Consider the following 15,112-nt stretch of genomic DNA (forward strand, 5'->3'; position numbering starts at 1 on the left):
GGCGGGGTACCGCCACTTGCCCCTTCCCTCAGGCCCCTTGCCCTGCTGGCGGCGTGTAGCTGGCGTCGACCCACGCCTGCTGGCGCCCGCTCTCGAGCGCCGTCAGGATAAAGTGGACGCCCCGCGCGCCGTCCTCGACGGTCGGGAAGTCGAGGTCGAGCGGGTCGGGCGTCTCGCCCGCGAGCCGGGCGGCGATGGTCCGGAGCGCGTTCGAGTAGACGTTGGCGAACGCCTCGTTGAACGCCTCCGGGTGGCCCGGCGGCAGGCGGCTGGCGTGCTGCGCGGCGGGCGAGAGGTGGTCGTGCCCCCGGCGGATGACGCGGGCCGTGCCGTCGCGCGGGTGGTGGTGCAGTTCGTTGGGGTCCTCCTGAAGCCACGTCAGCGTGCCCTCCGTGCCCGAGACCCGCAGGCGCAGGTCGTTCTCGATGCCGGCCGCGATCTGCGAGCAGTGGAGCACCCCGCCCGCGCCGCCCTCGAACCGGAGCAGCACGTTCGCGTCGTCGTCAATGGCGCGGCCCGGGACGAACGTGCGGACGTCGGCGCACATCCGGTCGAGGTGCAGACCCGTCACATACGTCGCGAGGTTCTCGGCGTGGCTGCCGATGTCGCCGAGCGCGCCGGCGCCGGCCTTCTTGGGATCGGTCCGCCAGACGGCCTGCTTCATGCCGTCCTGCTCGATGGGCTCCGAGAGCCAGCCCTGGCTGTACTCGGCGACCACCTTGCGGACCTCGCCGATGGCGCCGTCGGCGATCATCGCACGCGCCTCCTTGATCATCGGGTAGCCCGTGTAGTTGTGCGTCAGCGCGAACGTGACGCCGTTGGACTGGACGGCTCGCGCGAGCGCCTCGGCGTCCTCCAGCGTCGTCGTCATCGGCTTGTCGCAGACGACCGAGATGCCGCGCTCGATAAACGCCAGCGCAGCGGGCGCGTGGAGCCAATTGGGCGTCACGATCGACACCACGTCGATGCCGTCCTCGCGCTGACTTTCCGTCTCGGCCATCTCGTCAAAGGAGCCGTAGGCGCGCTCGACACCGAGCGTGGCCGCGTGCGCTCGCGACTTGTCGGGGTCGGACGAGAAGACGCCCGCGACGAGGGTCGCGAGCCCGTCCATGCGCATCGCGCGGCGGTGGACGTCGCCGATAAAGGCGCCGGGGCCGCCGCCGACCATGCCGGCGCGAAGGGGTCGATTCAGAGACACAGGTCGAAAGGGCTAGAGGAGAAAGCTGGAGATGGCGCCCGCGAGGCCGAGCACGAAGAGGCCGACGGCGGCGGGCTTGACCCACGGCGGGGCGCCGCGGAAGGTCCAGAAAAAGAGCGCGTTCGCGGCGGCGAACGCCAGCTCCCACCCGGCCGCGAGCGCGTTCGGCGGCGTGGCCGTCATGTCGCGCACGCCGACGACCAGGAAGAACAGCGCCAGCACGGCGTAGCTGCCGCCCTGCATCGGGTTGGGGCGTGGGGTATCGGTCATACGGTGCAGCGCGCGATGGCGTCGGCGAGGGCGGCGCGGGGGTCGCCGGTGGGGATGAACTCCTGGGCCACGAACCCGTCGAAGCCGGCCGCGTCGAGCGCGCGCATGATGGCGGGGTAGAACAGCTCTTGGGACTCGTCGATCTCGTGGCGCCCGGGCACGCCGGCCGTGTGGACGTGCGCGATGGCGTCGAGGTGGTCCGTGACGGTGCGGATCACGTCGCCCTCCATGATCTGCATGTGGTAGATGTCATAGAGGATCTTGAAGCGCGGCGAGCCCAGCCGCTCGACGAGCGCCAGCCCCCACGCGGTCGAGTCGGCCTGGTAATCGGGGTGGTCGACCTTCGAGTTGAACAGCTCGATGCACAGCGTCACGCCCAGGCGCTCGGCGTCGGGCAGGATCTGCTCGATGCCCCGGGCCATCGTCTCCAGGCCTGTTGCGTCGTCGAGCCCGTCGCGGTTGCCGGAGAAGACGATCAAGTTGGGCCACCCGGCGTCGGCGGTCGCCGCGAGCTGGCGGCGGTACGCGGGCACCAGCCACTCGTGGTGCGCGGCCCGATTCCAGCCTTTTCGGAGGGCGTCGACGGCGGCGTCGGGGTGAGCGGTCATGGCGCACGTCAGGCCGTGCCGCGCGAGGACGGGCGCGTCGGCCGGCTGCACGAGTTCGACGGAGGCGATGCCGAGGTCGGCGGCGACGCCGCACAACGTGTCGAGCGGCCACCCCGAAAACGGCCACCGGCAGACGGAGTGCCGGAACGACGGCGCGCGGAGCGGGCCCGCCATCACCGGCCCGGCCGTCTCCAGCACCGGACCGGCTGGCGTCTGCGCCTCGGCGGGCGCGAGCGCGGCGGGTGCGCACCCCGCGAGCGGCAGCGCAGCGCCGGCGGCGCGGACGAAGTCTCGACGGTTCATGGGACGGGTCCGAGGGGTGGGGTCTGAGGTCCGAGTGGCCACGGCCGGCAGGGCTCCGCCCCGACCCTCCGAGCCGTTACCGCAGCGAGTCGACGTAGGCCATGCTGTCGCGGGCGAAGGCGAGGCTGCCGTCGGGCGGGTTGTCGGCCTCCAGGAAGGCGTGGCGCAAGCCGGCCGTCTCGCTGGCGGCGAAGATGCGGGGCCAGTCGATGGTGCCCTGCCCGACGACCGTCTGCGCCATCTCGTCGCCCGCGCCGTCCTTGACGTGCCACAGCGGGAAGCGGCCGGGGTACCTCCGGAAAATGTCGACGGGGTCGTGGCCGGCGACGACGGCCCAGTAGAGGTCCAGCTCGAGCGTGACGAGGTCCGGCTCCAGACGCTCGACAAAGTCGAAGTAGGCCGGGCGGTCGGTCCCGAAGGTGTCGAACTCGAAGTCGTGGTTGTGGTACGCCAGCCGGACGCCCGCCGCGTTCGCGCGCTCGCCCATCCCGTTGAGCTGGTCGGCGAGGCGGAGGTAGCCGTCGCGGTCGGGCCGCGCGTCCGGCGGGAGCCACGGGATCACGAAGTAGTCGTGGCCGACCGTGGTGATGGTCTCCAGCGCGGTGTCGAAGTCGGGCAGGCCGGCCTCGGCCATGCTCGCGGAGTCGGCGACGAGCTCGGCGACGAGTTGGTGGGCCGCGGGCGTCGCGAGGCCGTGGGCTGCGAGCGCGTCGCGGAAGGCGGCCGGGTCACGGTCGGCGTAGCCCGCCGTCTCGACCTCGCCGATCCCATATCGCGCCAGCATCTCGAGCACGCCGTTGACGTCGCCGGGCAGCACGTCGCGGACGGTCCACAGCTGGATCCCGATCTCGGCGGGGATGTCGGCGGCGCGGGCGGCAGCCAAGGCGCGAGCAGCACCCGGCCCCAGCGCGGCGCCCAGCGCGACGGCGGCGCCGGACTGGCGGAGAAAGTGGCGGCGGTTCATGGCGTGATGGGTCATGGGTGATGAGTGATGGGAAGAAAGGCTCATCACCCTTCACCCTTCACTCCTTACCCGGGCAGCTCCCAGCCGGCACGGTAGGGGCGCGTCAGGATGGAGGCGTCGTGATTCGTGATCGTGCCGTCAGGGGCGACCGTGAGCGGGTGCCCGGCCGCCATCGCGGCGACGCCGAGCAGCATGATCTCGTTGAGGTGGGCGGCGTAGGCGAAGGGGCACGAGATGGCCTCGGTCCCCTGGATCGCGCGGATCCAGTTCGCCTCGTGCGCGCGGATCCCGCCGTCGATGCGGCGGAGCGAGGTCGGCACGGCGGCGGCCTCGGCGGCGAGGTCGAGGTCGGGCGCGGCGGGCAGGAAGCGCGGGTTCGTGCCGTACGTCTCGTGGATCAGCATCCCGCGGTCGCCGATGAAGATGACGCCGCCATTGGGGTCGAGTTCGAAGCCCTCGGGCGCTTGCGGCGGCGTCGGCGGGAGGAGGCCGCCGTCGTACCACGTCATCGTCACCGACTGGCCGGCGTCGGCCTGGCCGGCGTCGGCGCCGAGTCCGTCGAACTCGTACTTCGTCAGCGTCGCCAGCGGGTACGTGCCGCGCGTGTCGCCCTCGCCGCCCCACGGCGTGTGCCGGGTCTCGACCCGGCTCGGGCGGCCGAGGTCGAGCGCCCACACGGGGAAGTCGACGAGGTGCGCGCCCATGTCGCCGAGGGATCCGACGCCGAAGCCGACGAAGCCACGCCAGCCGAACGGGTGGATGCCGGGGCGGTACGGCTGCGTCTCATTCGGGCCGAGGTACAGGTCCCACGACACGTCGTCGGGGACGGGCGCCGGGTCGGGCAGCGGGACGCCCTGGGGCCACCAGCCGTTCGGCCGGTTCGTCCACGACTGGACCTCGCGGATCGGCCCGAGCACGCCCGCGCGGATCACCTCGACCACGCGCCGCCCGTCGTCGCCGGAGTGCCCCTGGTTGCCCATCTGGGTCACGACGCCGGTCGCCGCGGCCTTCGCCGCCAGCCGGCGGCTCTCGTCGACGGTGTACGTCAGCGGCTTCTGGGCGTAGACCGCGAGCCCGCCGTTCATCGCCGTGAGCGCCGCGTGCGCGTGGACGTGGTCCGGCGTGGCGATCACGACGCCGTCGAGGCCGGTCTCGCGCGCCAGCAGCTCGCGGTAGTCGGCGTAGCCCGTCGCGCCGTCGTAGGCGTCGCGCAGCGCCGCGCCGGCCTGCCGCGCGCCCGCGTCGTCGGAGCCGAGGCGCCGCGCGATGCCCGCCCGCACGTGGCCCATGTCGATGTCGGCGATCGCCGCGATCCGCACGTCGTCCATCACCGCGAGGGGCGCCGCGTTCGACGCGCCCATCCCGCCGGCCCCGATGACGCCAATCGCGACGGTGTCGCTGGGCGCCACGAACCCGGCCCCGCCCAAGACGTGCCGGGGCACGATGAACGGCGCGACGCCGGCGGCGGCGGTGGAGCGGACAAAGTCTCGACGCTTCATGGGTGAGGAGTCATGGGTGATGGGTGATGAGCGGGAGGAGGAAAAGAGCCCATCACTCTTTACCCCTCACACCTCACACCCGCAGGTCGCCGTTGTTGACGGCCTTGACGGCGTGGTCGACGGCGCGGGCCGTCATGGCCATATAGGTCAGCGACGGGTTCTGGCAGCCGGCCGAGGTCATGAAGGCGCCGTCGGTGACGTAGAGGTTGGGGATCTCGTGGACCCGGTTCCATTCGTCGACGCAGCCGGTCTCGGGCGTGGCGCTCATGCGCGCCGTCCCCATCTCGTGGATCCCCTCGCCGAGCCGGTACGGCGCCTCCCACTCGTTGACGTTGACCGCGCCCGCGGCCTCCAGCATCTCGGCGCCGTCGCTCTTCATGGCCACGCGCATCCGCTGCTCGTTGTCCCGGATGGAACCCACGATGCGGGGAATCGGGATGCCCCACTGGTCGACCTCGTCGGTCAGCTCGATCCGGTTGTCGTCGTACGCCAACGTCTCGCCGAAGGGGAACATGGTGAAGCTCCACTGCCCCGGCTCCTGCAGCGACTCCTTGAGCGCCACGCCGATGCCCGGCATCCCGGCGCCGCGGCCCCAGCCGCCGCGCCCCGAGCCGCCCTGGTAGCCGTAGCCGCGGATAAAGTCGCGGGACGTGGCCGGGTCCCACGGCAGGTTCTGGAAGCGCGGGATGTAGATGCCGTTGGGCCGGTTGCCATACGTGTAGCGGTCCTCGAACCCGGGCATCTCGCCGGACGCGCCCACCATGAAGTGGTGGTCCATGATGCCCTTGCCGAGCAGGCCCGACTGGTTGCCGAGCCCGTCGGGGAAGCGCGGGGTCTTGGAGTTCATCAGGATCTGCGCCGACCCGAACGCGCTCGCGTTGAGGAAGACCAGCCGTGCGTTGAAGACCATCTCCTCCTTCGTCAGCCGGTCGATCACGCGGACGCCCGTGACGCGGTCGGCGGTCTCGTCGTAGACGAGCGAGTGGACGATGGAGTCCGGCCGCAAGGTCAGGTTGCCGGTCGCCTGGGCGGCGGGCAACGTCGACGACAGCGAGCAGAAGTAGGCGCCGGCCGTGCAGCCGCGGTCGCAGGGCCCGCAGTAGTGGCAGCCCGCGCGGCCGTTGTGCGGCTGCGTCAGGATCGCGCACCGGCCGATGGTGAGCGTCCGGCCGTACTCGTCGGCGATCGACTGGCGGACCTTCTTCTCGACGGCCGTCAGCGGCATGGCCGGGATAAACTCGGAGTCCGGGAGTTGCTCCAGCCCCAACGACTCGCCCGAGATGCCGACAAAGCGCTCGACGTAGGAGTACCACGGCTCGATGTCGGCGTAGCCGATGGGCCACCGCGTGCCGCGGCCGTCGCGCTCGTTGGCCGTGAAGTCCATGTCGGACAACCGGTACGTCTGGCGGCCCCACATGATGGAGCGCCCGCCGACGTGGTGGCCGCGCACGTAGAGGACCTCGTTAGGCGTGTCGTCCTCGGTCTCGTACGGGTGGTCCACGTCGTCGACGTACCAGTGGGCCGTGTTCTCGTTGTACGGCCCGGCCTTCTTCTGGCGGAACTGGCGCTCCTCGGCGTGCTTCCGGTCGCCGCGCCCGCGGAAGGGTGTCTCCCAGGGCGCGCGGTGCTCGGTGACGTAGTCCGTTCCGTGCTCGACGTTGCGGCCGCGCTCGAGCACGAGCGTCTTGAGCCCTTTCTCGGTCAACTCCTTGGCGGCCCAGCCGCCCGACATCCCCGAGCCGATGACGATGGCGTCGTACGTCTCGGCGCCCGCCTGGACGGGCTCGACGCGGAGCGGGGCGATGGTGGATCCGTGGGAATGCTGCATGTCGGTGGGAAGATGGAAAGCGCGATGTGGAACGCCATCGCTTGGGGACCGCTCGACTCAGAACCGCCCCCGGTTCAAGGGCCTAGGCCCAGGCGCGGCCGACCTCGGAAAGAGGCACGTCGGCGTCGTAGCGGCCCGGGGAGGCGAGCCACTGGAGCTCCTGGGTGGCGCCGGGCTCGGACGTGTAGTAGCCCGCGAGCGTGAGCTCCTTGAGCTGGCGGTAGAACGGGGGCGCCTCGGCGGCCCCGCCGGTCGACGTCGTGCCCTCGCCCGTGTTGAGCTCGGTCGGCTCGTCGTCGTCCATCGCCTCGCCCAGGTCGCCCTGCATGCCGGCGACCTCGTTCTCCTCCTCCTCGCCGGCCTGGTAGGTCCCCTCCTGGGCCGCACCCGCCACGTCGCCGTCGGGAAGGTCCTCGTCGGGCTCGGCGGCCCCGCCGACGGCGCCGGGCTCGGGCGCGAACGCCTCGGCGTCCATCGTCGCGACGAGCGTCGCGCGCGCCGCATCGTCCAAGCCCACAAACGAACCCTCGGCGCGGCGGTCGACGGCGTCGAGGCCGGCCAGGAAGCCGGCGCGCTCCTCGTCCGCGTACCAGTCCGTCAGCATCGTGTCGATAAACTGGGGGACGCCCGCGTCCGCCGCGCCGGGCGTGTCGGTCGGCGGGATGATCTGGTCGACGAGCGCCGCCAGCAGGTCGGGCTGGCCGCCGGTCAGCGTCTGGTACTCGTAGGCCGCGAGGTCGGCGCCGCCGGGCGTCCGGCAGCCGCCGAGGAGGCCCGCCGCGAGCGGGGCCGTGGCGACGCCGCCGAGCACGGCCGAGAGCCGGCGGAGCGCGGAGCGGCGGTCGATGGTGGGATTGAACATGGAAAGGGTGGGTCGTAGGTCGTAGGGCGTGCGGCTCCCGGGCGAGGCGTCGAGGTGGGACCGCCCACGCTCCACGCCCGGCGGGCTACGTAGCGGCCGGGACGCCGGCCTCGGTCGCCGGGGTCAGGCTGGCGCCCGGGGCATCGCCGGCGGGCGCGACGGTCTCGGCCGTCCGGTCGACGCGGTCGTTGAAGGAGACGATGAACAGGACGAGCACGGCGCCCGCGAAGGCCGCCGGGATCCACCAGAACTGGGCCCACTCGGCGAGGGGCAGCGCGGCGCGGTCGGACAGGAAGCCGTTGTAGACCTGCCCGGCCACCTGCGCGCCGATCAGCATCCCGACGCCATACGTGACGAGCACGAGCAGCCCCTGCGCCTGTCCGCGTACGGCCGGCGTGCTCTTTTTCTCGACGTAGATCTGGCCCGTCACGAAGAAGAAGTCGTAGCAGATGCCGTGCAGCGCGATGCCGCCGACGATCATCCACGTCACCGACGCGGGCGCGGCGAGCGCGAAGAGCGCGTAGCGGATCACCCACGCCAGCATCCCCGCCGCCAGCATCCACTTGACGCCCCACCGCACGAACAGCAGCGGCATCAGCAACATGAACAGCACCTCGGAGACCTGCCCCAGCGACTGCGTCGCGGCGATGTTCTCGAAGCCCGTCGCCCCGAGGAAGAGCTGGGTGAAGTTGTAGTACGCCGCGAGCGGGATGCAGATCAGGAAGCTGGCGGCCAGGAAGATGTAGAACGGCCGGCTCCCGAGCTGTTTGAAGGCGTCGACGCCGGCGATCGAGCGCAGCGACACCGGCTGGCCCTTGGCGACCGGCGGCGTGTTCGGGAGCGTGAACGAGAACAGGCCCAGCACGATCGACCCGATGCCGGTCAGGTACAGCGGCCACGCCGTCGCCTCGGCGGACTCGACACCGAGCACGGGCGACAGCACGAACGAGATCGCCAGCCCGGCCACGATCCAGCCCAGCGTCCCGAAGACGCGGATGATGGGGAACTCCTTTTCCTGGTCCTCGAGTTGCTCGAACGCGATCGTGTTCGACAGCCCCAGCGTCGGCATGTAGCACAGGTTGTACGCCAGCAGGGCCAGGATGAACAGCGTCGGGCTCCCAATGAGCGACGGGGCCGCCAGCATGAACACGCCGCCCAGCAGGTGCAGCACGCCGAACACGTTCTGGGCCGCGAAGTAACGGTCGGCCACGAGCCCCAGGAAGAACGGCGCGATGATGGCCGCGAGCGGGTTCACGGTGTACGGCCAGTGCGTGAGGTCGCCGAGCCCCTCGGCGGCCATGTAGACGGCGACCGTCGTGTACCACGCCCCCCAGACGAAGAACTCCAAGAACATCATCGTGCTCAGCCGAGCCTTGATCGCGGTCATGCGTGCGTGGGGTTAAAGGGTGCGGATTCGGACGCGCCGGACCCGGAGCGTGTCGCCGTGGTCCTGGAGCCCGACGAAGCCGGCGCGGCGCGTGCCGTAGCCAGGGAAGGCGTCGCCGTCGCGGAACTTGCTGACGGCGATCCGGGCGTCCCAGTCGGCCGAGCCCTGGACGGCTTGGACGACGGTCCGGCCGTCGAGCACGTGCGTGATCCGGTCGCCGTCGGCGACGATGCGGGTCGTGTGCCACGCGCCGCCCTCCGTCGGCGCGTCCGTCTCGGGCGTGTACAGGTCGTAGATCCCGCCGGCGCGGTGGCTGGGGTATTTGCCATCCGGGTGGCAGGTGTCGTCGAGGATCTGGGACTCGAGCGAGGTCCGCCAGATGGGCGCGAGCGCGGGGTCCTCCTCGCCCCGGTAGAAGATGCCCGAGTTGCCGCACGGCTGGACCCACCACTCGACTTCGAGCTCGAAGTCGGCGTACGGCCCGCCGGGCGCGACGAGGTCGCCGTCCCAGTCGCCTTCGGGCGTCAGCGTCATCACGCCGTCGACGACGGACCACTTCGGGGAGCGGTCGGCCGTCGCGTAGCCGTGCCAGCCGTCGAGCGTGGCGCCATCGAAGAGGTCGACCCAGCCGGCCTCGGCGGGTGTTCGGCCACTGGCATTGGCTCCATCCGCGCCGCCGATCTGGCCGCAGGCCGCGAGGAGGCCGAGAAGGAGCAGGGCGAGAACAGCGCGTGCGTGCATCAACAGACCGTGAAGGACCGTCAATGTAGAGGCGCCCGGACCCGAATGGAAGCCCTTTCACCCGGCTCCTGCCGCGCGGCCCGCGCTAGATCCGCCGGGCCACCAGTTCGATCTCCACGTTGCCGTTCGCCTCGCCGCGCCCGGTAAACGTGCCACGGATCATCCCCGGATCGGTGCCGACGAGCGTCCCACTGAGCGAGCCCATAAACGGCGGGACGTCGTAGCGCAGGGTCAGGTTGACGAGCGTGCCGATAAACGTGCCGTCGACGACCAGGAACGGGAGGTCGCCCTCGGGCAGGCTGGCGACGACGCCGTTCCCCGTGACGCGCATGCCGTCGTCGGAGAGCCGCAGCGTGACCGGGTAGCGCGGGGCCGTCGCGTCGTTGGGGTCGTAGATCTCGCCCTCCCAGGTGCCCGTCAGGCCGATGGCGTCGGAGCCGGAGTCGCAGGCGGGGAGCGCGGCGAGCGCGAGCAGGGCCAGTGAGAGGACGGCGAGGCGGCGGGTCATGGCGACGGTCGGGTGGGGCCCGAAGCTAGCGTGCGCTCGGGTCGATCAAACCGCTCGCAAGCCTCGCGGCGTGCCCTACCGCTGGGCGACGGCGTCGGCCCGCGTTGCCAGCCGCTCGACGTGGAGCGCGCCGACGCCCCGGCCCTGCGCGAGCCCCTCGCTCGCGGCCATCGGGTAGTGGATGCCGCCGTAGAGGCGGCTGATGGCGGCCTCCTCGGCGGCCTCACGGAACGACGTGAACGGGCGCGCGGGCAGGCCGTACGGGATCTCGGTCGTGTCGAGGAAGGCGAGGTCGCCGTAGAGCGCCGTCAGCGCCTCGGCGGCGGCGGCCGAGATGACGCTGTGGCCCGACGAGTACTCGGGGAACGGGGGCGTCTGCAGGAGCGGCATCCAGTCCTCGTCGAGGTGCTCGTTGATGACGGTCTCGGGGCGGACCAAGCGGGAGCGGTACTTCTCGTCCCACACCGACAGGAACCCGTCGGCGAGCGCGAGCGCGGTCCGGACGTAGGCCTCGGCGGCGCCCGACACGTCGTCGCCGGCCTCGCGGCTGGCGATCGCGGCGATGCCCATCCAGTGGCCGCCCGGCGTGATCTTCTTCGTCGCGAACATGGCATGCCCGCGCGTGTGCATCACGTACGGGTTGCAGTCCCAGAAGCTGGCGATGGCGCGCTGCTCGTCGGTCATCTCGGTCGTGACGGCGTAGACCTCGTCGACCTCCTGACGGAACGGGCTGCCGGGCTCGAGCGAGTACGGCGGCGGCGGCGGCGGCTTGAACTGGGCGGCCGAGTCGAGCACGAACGGGCGCAGCGTCTGCCAGTTGGGCTCGATGGCGTCGAGGTAGGCGGGCGGCGTGGGCTGCCACTCGCCCTCGGCCCCGGTGATGGTGTACGCGGGCCCGCTCCGGGTCTGGGCGTAGCCGTCGGCGTCGGCGTACGCGAGCACGTGGCGGGCGACGGCCTCGCCGTGCGCCTCCGACGCCGCCAGCAGGCGTCGCGGCATGCCGCTGGCGCGGAGCGCGTCCTCGACCTCGAGGCGGTAGTCGGCCACGCGGTCGCTCGAGAACGTCAGCGCCTCGCCCACGGCGAGCGCGGCGTAGACCGCCGCCGTCGGCCCGTGGACCTCTCCGTCGGCGGCGGGCGGCGCCTCATAGTCGCGGAGCTGGCCCGCCAGCGACGCCAGGTCGGGGTCGGTGGGCGCGACGGCCTCGTAGGCCGCCAGCGACGTGTAGGCGTAGACGCGGCTCGCCTGGGGTGGGCTGAAGATGTCGTACGTCATCACGTCGGTGACCCGCTGGATCGCCCCGTGGAGGAGTTCAGGGTCGGCCGCCTCGGGCGGGACTGTCGCCGGGCCGCCGTCCTGGCAGCCAGCCGCCAGCAGGGCGACGAGGGCAAGCGGAAGCAGTCGCATCGTCATCGAGTCCTTCAGTCGTATCCGGTCAATATCGGGGGTTTGCAGGCCGGCGACAAGGCACGCGCCCGCCTCACCGGGCCGCGAGAACGCCGGGCCCGAGGCGGAACGTCTGCACCGGCCCGTTGCTCGGCGCGGCGATCAGCAGCGACCCGTCGGCGACCGCGAGCGCGCGGACCTCGCCCTCCAGCACCAGCCCAGCCGACAGCGGCGCGGGCACGAACCCGCCGGCCCCGTCGCCGAGCAGCGCCAGCCCCAGCCCGGCGTCGTAGCGGCCCCGGTCAGGGCGGACGCCCAGCAGCCCGCCGCCGAGCACCAAGTCGAGCACGCCGTCACCGTCGAGATCGGTGTGCGTGATGGCGTAGACCGGCTCGATCTGGGCGAGGTCGGGCAGCGGCGTGAGCGTGAACTGGCCCGTGCCGTCGTTGAGCGCGACGGCGCTGGCGAACGTCGTCGCCGCGCGAATCTCGGCGTCGCGCGCCGTTGTGCCGAACAGGTCCGGGACGGTCCGCGCGCCGAACGCGGCGTAGGAGTCGTAGCGCTGACGGAGGACGGGGAACTGTTGGCGGAGCACGTCGACGCCCGCGAGCGGGTAGTCGTCACCGTCGCGGAACGAGGTCAGGATGCCGTCGAGCACGTCGTTGCCGTCGAAGTCGGCGAGCCACAGCCGCGCGGGGCGCTCGGGCGAGGCCTTGATGCGGGAGTTGAGGCCGAGGTTGCCGAGCGCGAGGTCGAGGTCGCCGTCGCCGTCGAGGTCGGCGAGGTCGAGAGCGGTCCACCAGCCCGTCGCGTCGCCGAGCCCGGTGTCGAGCGGCTCGAAGCCCGTCCCGGTCGCGCGGTAGACGGTCGGCGCCATCCACTCGCCGACGAGAATCAAGTCGTCGCGGCCGTCGCCGTCGAGGTCGCCGAAGGCGGCGCGGCTGACCATCCCGACCTCGGCGAGCCCGGGCGCGAGGCGGTCGGTGGCGTCGGTGAACCGGCCGGTCCCGTCGTTCTCCAACAGCGCGCTCGGCGCAGGCATCCCGTACGCGCGGGGCACGACGCGGCCTCCGACGAAGAGGTCGAGGTCGCCGTCGCCGTCCCAGTCGCTGGCGGCGACGGCGCCCGCGTGGCCGAAGCGGTCGGGCAAGGCGCCGGCAGGCGCGGGCTCGAACCCACCGGCACCGTCGCCGAGGTAGAGGCGGTCGCGGATCTCGTCGCGCTCGCCCCGGAACTCGTTGCCGGCCGTGGCGACGTAGAGGTCGAGCGCGCCGTCGCCGTCGGCGTCGAAGAACACGGCGTCGACGGCCTCGGGCTCGGTGTCGGCCGCGAACGCGGGCACGTCCGCTTCGACGAACGTCCCACTTGGGGTCTGGATGAACAGCGCGCTCGCTTGCGCGCGGGCCCCACCGATAAACACGTCGTCGCGCCCGTCGCCGGTCACGTCCGCGACGGCGAGGGCGGGCCCCAGCCGCGACAGCATGTGGGGCATCAGCCGCTCGCGGTTGAAGTCGACGAACACGTTCTCGACGTGCGTCCAGTCCAGCACGCCCGCGGCTTGCGCGAGCCGGACGGCCGGGGCGGGCGTGGGGGCCTCCGACGCGGGCCCGGCGTCGCGCTGGCGGATGGTCAGCGGCCCGGCGGGCACGTCGGTCAGCGTCTGCACCCGGCCGTCGGCCCACGTCACGCGGACGCGGTCGGCGCGGTCGGCATCCGCCAGCCCGACGACGAGCCGGGGGTCGACGGACGACAGGAAGCCGCGCGTGGGCTGCGCCTCCGTCGTCTGCGCCAGCCCGCCGGCCTCGACGACCACGCGCGCGCCGATCCCGCCGGTGTTCGCGCCGTCGCCGTCGAGCGTGATCACGAGCGACCGCGCGCCCCGGTCGGCCGCCGTGTTCAAAAAGATCCCCGCCGGGGCGTTGACGTTGTTGACGACCACGTCGAGGTCGCCGTCGTTGTCGAGGTCGACGGTCGCGGCGCCGTTCGAGAAGCCGGGCGCACCGAGCCCCCAGTCGACCTCCTCGAACCGGACACCGCCGAGCCCGCGAAACGTCTCGTTCGAGATCGCCACCTGGGGCATCTGCTCCAGCAGCGCCACCTCGTCCTCCCCGATCCCCAGCGCCAGCGACTGCTGGATCTGGGCGTCGGAGACGTAGTTGATGTAGTCGAGGTCGTTGGGCCGCCGCCAGATGCCGTTCGTGACGAACAGGTCGCGGTGGCCGTCGAGGTCGAGGTCCGCGAGCAAGGCGGTCCAGCTCCAGTCCGTCGCTTCGATGCCCGACAGCGTCGCCACGTCCGAAAAGCGGGGCGTGCCGTCGGCGCCGAGCCCGCGGTTGATCTGGAGCGAGTTGCGGGCGACCTGGGGCCCGTAGCCGATCTGGCGCTTGAGCTCGGCGAGGTCGTAGGTGTCGTCGCCACCGGCGGTCTGGCGGATGGCCTCGTCGCGCGGCATCATGTCGAGCACGACGATGTCCGCGTCGCCGTCGTGGTCCACGTCCGCCACGTCCGCGCCCATCGAGAAGCGCGACGCGTGCGCGAGCGCGGTCTGGGCGACCTCGCGGAACGTGCCGTCGGCGTTGTTGAGGTAGACGAAGTCGTTCTCGTGGAAGTCGTTGCCGACGTAGAGGTCCGTCCACCCGTCGCCGTCGAGGTCGCTGGCGACGACCGACAGCCCGTAGCCGCTGATGCCGGACACGATGCCGGCCTCCTCGGTGACCTCCACAAAGACGGGCGTGTGGCCCGGCTCGCCGTCGTTGCGGTACAGGCGGTCGCCGGAGCGCTCGTCGCGGGCGCGCGTCTCGGCGGGCCGCTTGTACGTCCGCGCGGTGTGGACGGCGTGGTTCAAGAGGTACGCGTCGAGGTCGCCGTCGCGGTCGTAGTCGAAGAACGTCGCTTGCGTGCCGAAGCCCTCGAAGTCGAGGCCGACCTCGGCGGCGGCCTCGCGGAAGCGCGGGACGCCGTCCGGCCCGGGGCCCTGGTTGAGGAAGAGCTCGTTGCGACCGCGCCGCCCCTGGTGGGCGCCGAGCGCGGCGACGTAGATGTCGAGCAGCCCGTCGCCGTCGACGTCGGCCATCGTCGTGCCCGTCGTCCAATCGGAGGTGCCCGCGACCCCGGCCACCTCGGTGACGTCCTCGAAGCGGACGCCCGTCTCGTCGGAGCGGTTGAGGTAGAGCCGGTTGGGCTGCTCGTTGGCGGTGAAGTACAGGTCCGGCCGGCCGTCGCCGTCCACGTCGCCCGCGGCCACGCCGCCGCCGTTGTAGTAGTAGAGGTAGCTCAGGATGTTGAACTCGGCGCTCTCCTCCAGGCTGTTCGCGAACGTCACGCCCGACGCCTCGGGCGCGAGCGCCTCGAACAGGGGCGCCTCTCCCCCACCGCCGCACCCGGCGAAGACGAGCGCGAACATGGCGACGACGACACGCCAGCCTCGCGTCCCCTCTCCCTCTCCCCGAGGGAGAAGGGACGTCGTAGAGACGCTTTCGGCCGGCAGAGAATCAGACGTGAGCACAGGCTTCCAGAGGGCGTCCCCTCTCCCGCCGGGAGAGGGACAGGGTGAGGGGT

The 15,112-nt window shown here is 72.0% G+C and carries 12 protein-coding genes; all 12 read right to left on the bottom strand.

The window, feature by feature from the left end; genetic code table 11:
- Positions 1–28: 28 nt before the first annotated feature.
- Positions 29–1,198 (bottom strand): Gfo/Idh/MocA family protein, encoded by a 1,170-nt coding sequence (locus ACLII4_RS01500; RefSeq protein ID WP_412069125.1) that lies wholly within the window; start codon positions 1,196–1,198, stop codon positions 29–31.
- A 12-nt stretch (positions 1,199–1,210) separates the two neighbouring features.
- Positions 1,211–1,468, bottom strand: a complete 258-nt coding sequence (locus tag ACLII4_RS01505) for a hypothetical protein (RefSeq protein ID WP_412069126.1) — start codon at positions 1,466–1,468, stop codon at positions 1,211–1,213.
- Entirely contained in the window at positions 1,465–2,379 is a 915-nt protein-coding gene (locus ACLII4_RS01510) for a hydroxypyruvate isomerase family protein (protein ID WP_412069127.1), read from the bottom strand. The genes ACLII4_RS01505 and ACLII4_RS01510 overlap by 4 nt, the downstream gene beginning before the upstream one ends.
- Positions 2,380–2,455: 76 nt before the next feature.
- Entirely contained in the window at positions 2,456–3,358 is a 903-nt protein-coding gene (locus tag ACLII4_RS01515) for a sugar phosphate isomerase/epimerase family protein (RefSeq protein ID WP_412069128.1), read from the bottom strand.
- Positions 3,359–3,408: 50 nt separating this feature from the next.
- Positions 3,409–4,842, bottom strand: a complete 1,434-nt coding sequence (locus ACLII4_RS01520) for a Gfo/Idh/MocA family protein (protein ID WP_412069129.1) — start codon at positions 4,840–4,842, stop codon at positions 3,409–3,411.
- 73 nt (positions 4,843–4,915) lie between these two features.
- Positions 4,916–6,670 (bottom strand): GMC oxidoreductase, encoded by a 1,755-nt coding sequence (locus ACLII4_RS01525; RefSeq protein WP_412069130.1) that lies wholly within the window; start codon positions 6,668–6,670, stop codon positions 4,916–4,918.
- A gap of 82 nt (positions 6,671–6,752) precedes the next feature.
- The gene (locus ACLII4_RS01530) at positions 6,753–7,532 is read right to left on the bottom strand and encodes a gluconate 2-dehydrogenase subunit 3 family protein (RefSeq protein WP_412069131.1); all 780 of its coding nucleotides are present in this window, start codon (positions 7,530–7,532) and stop codon (positions 6,753–6,755) included.
- 85 nt (positions 7,533–7,617) lie between these two features.
- Positions 7,618–8,919 (bottom strand): MFS transporter, encoded by a 1,302-nt coding sequence (locus tag ACLII4_RS01535; protein WP_412069132.1) that lies wholly within the window; start codon positions 8,917–8,919, stop codon positions 7,618–7,620.
- 12 nt (positions 8,920–8,931) lie between these two features.
- Positions 8,932–9,660: a DUF1080 domain-containing protein gene (locus ACLII4_RS01540; protein WP_412069133.1), complete on the bottom strand. Its 729-nt coding sequence runs from the start codon at positions 9,658–9,660 to the stop codon at positions 8,932–8,934.
- An 85-nt stretch (positions 9,661–9,745) separates the two neighbouring features.
- Positions 9,746–10,168, bottom strand: a complete 423-nt coding sequence (locus ACLII4_RS01545) for a hypothetical protein (protein WP_412069134.1) — start codon at positions 10,166–10,168, stop codon at positions 9,746–9,748.
- A gap of 75 nt (positions 10,169–10,243) precedes the next feature.
- Positions 10,244–11,575, bottom strand: a complete 1,332-nt coding sequence (locus ACLII4_RS01550; protein ID WP_412069135.1) for a vanadium-dependent haloperoxidase — start codon at positions 11,573–11,575, stop codon at positions 10,244–10,246.
- A gap of 73 nt (positions 11,576–11,648) precedes the next feature.
- Positions 11,649–14,957, bottom strand: a complete 3,309-nt coding sequence (locus tag ACLII4_RS01555) for a VCBS repeat-containing protein (RefSeq protein ID WP_412069136.1) — start codon at positions 14,955–14,957, stop codon at positions 11,649–11,651.
- Between the last annotated feature and the right edge of the window lie 155 nt (positions 14,958–15,112).

This window comes from Rubrivirga aquatilis (assembly GCF_046845665.1).
GTDB lineage: Bacteria > Bacteroidota > Rhodothermia > Rhodothermales > Rubricoccaceae > Rubrivirga.